Origin of the sequence: Phocaeicola sp. RTP21198st1_B8_RTP21198_201120 (genome assembly GCF_040929485.1) — a bacterium.
In the GTDB taxonomy this organism is placed as follows: Bacteria; Bacteroidota; Bacteroidia; order Bacteroidales; family Bacteroidaceae; genus Phocaeicola; species Phocaeicola dorei.
This window is the reverse complement of the sequence record NZ_JBCOCI010000164.1, coordinates 1-1416: the sequence shown is the minus strand read 5'-3', so window position 1 is coordinate 1416 and position 1416 is coordinate 1. Positions and strand designations below refer to the sequence as shown.

Below are 1416 nucleotides of genomic sequence, written 5' to 3'. Positions count from 1 at the left end.
GCCTTTCAAAAGGGAGGGTGAGAGAAATAAGCATGGCAAAAAACAGCAATAAGCGTTTCATTGTGTTATCCTGATAATCTTTTATGGTGTTACTATTCGTGCGCATCTATGCCATCTGTCTAAAGCTTGACCGGCAATCTCAGCGGTATTCCTGTCTATCATTCCTGCAGTGGCTCTGTTCCATACATCGGCCATTGTGTAATAGCGGATGCTGATGGAGAGCTGTGAAAGTCTTTTGTTGAATTGTGCCAGACGGTCATTCAACTCCCAAAGAATCTTACTGCGTTCCGCACCTGTAAGCATATTGCTTGCTCCACCTTTGGCTACTGCATCTTTCAGTATGCTGTATACAGTGATGAGTTCGGTCGCTGTTTCGATGTAAAGATTATTCATACTCATTGTAGCCACTATTCCATGCGGGTTTTGTGATATGGCTTTCTTCAAATCACAAAGATTAATGAATATCCTTACACCGTCATCATAGAGATGACTACAGGCTTTGAGGGTAGAAGCGTAGCCAGACACGGTTTTCAGGTAGCTGTTGTACTTTCTCTCCCATTGCCTTATCTGAGTAAACTCTGCTGCAATGGTATTTTGTAGTAGTGCCGTCTTCTGCTGATCTTCAATCTGATTCTTGATTTGACTGTTGATAAGCTCATTACCTTCGGCTAAGGCCACATATTCCATCGGATTGCTGGAAACCAATTGGGCACGACCTTCAAGACAGAATAGAAACAAGGTCAGAACAATGACCGAGATAATCATCCATCTGCTGTCGTAAGCAATACCTTTGGAAGTCTTGGCTTCTGACGATATATTATCTGTTCGTGATTTCATAGATACCTTTCCTTTGTTTGTTATACTCAACCCGTTTACGGATAATTCCTACAACATCAATCCGCTCGTTGATTCCAAATATGTCCAGTTTGGGATTGGAACGGTCTACGCTGAAAATCGAGACAGTCTTCAATCCGAACAGCTGTTCCACTATACCACGGTTTTCACTGAAGTCAACCACCCTGTAGAGTTCAATGTAGTCGCTCTTCCTGATGAGTACACCATGTTGGATAATCAGTTGTTCGGACGTGATGATATAGCTCAGTTTGTGTATATATAGACAACCGTAGAGCATGATGCACGTCATGATTGAACCCAGTACCACAAAGGGCATCTTATAGGTGATGCTATCGTGACCTGCTGCCAAGAACAGGGCACAACTGATAAGAAATGCCATGCCTTGTGAGATAATGTATTGCCCCCAATGAGGATGCAATGTGATTATGCTGAACCGTCTGTTTGTGTCTGTCATACTGTTTATCGTTTTAGTCCGCTCTTCTTGGTTTCTTCATTTTCTTCTTCTATCTCTTCGGTGAGAGAAACACCATTTTCGTCAAAGGCTGTCTCAACGACATCGGT

2 protein-coding genes are annotated in these 1416 nt (G+C 42.7%); both read right to left on the bottom strand.

Features of this window, described 5'->3' with window-relative positions:
- Positions 1–81: 81 nt before the first annotated feature.
- Positions 82–837, bottom strand: coding sequence for a hypothetical protein (locus AB5935_RS23840; RefSeq protein ID WP_009275671.1), 756 nt, complete (start codon positions 835–837; stop codon positions 82–84).
- Positions 818–1309: a PH domain-containing protein gene (locus AB5935_RS23835; protein ID WP_368327646.1), complete on the bottom strand. Its 492-nt coding sequence runs from the start codon at positions 1307–1309 to the stop codon at positions 818–820. The genes AB5935_RS23840 and AB5935_RS23835 overlap by 20 nt, the downstream gene beginning before the upstream one ends.
- Between the last annotated feature and the right edge of the window lie 107 nt (positions 1310–1416).

Coding starts and splice junctions, on each gene's coding strand:
- AB5935_RS23840 (WP_009275671.1), bottom strand. CDS start 837: ATGAAATCACGAACAGATAATATATCGTCAGAAGCCAAGACTTCCAAA.
- AB5935_RS23835 (WP_368327646.1), bottom strand. CDS start 1,309: ATGACAGACACAAACAGACGGTTCAGCATAATCACATTGCATCCTCAT.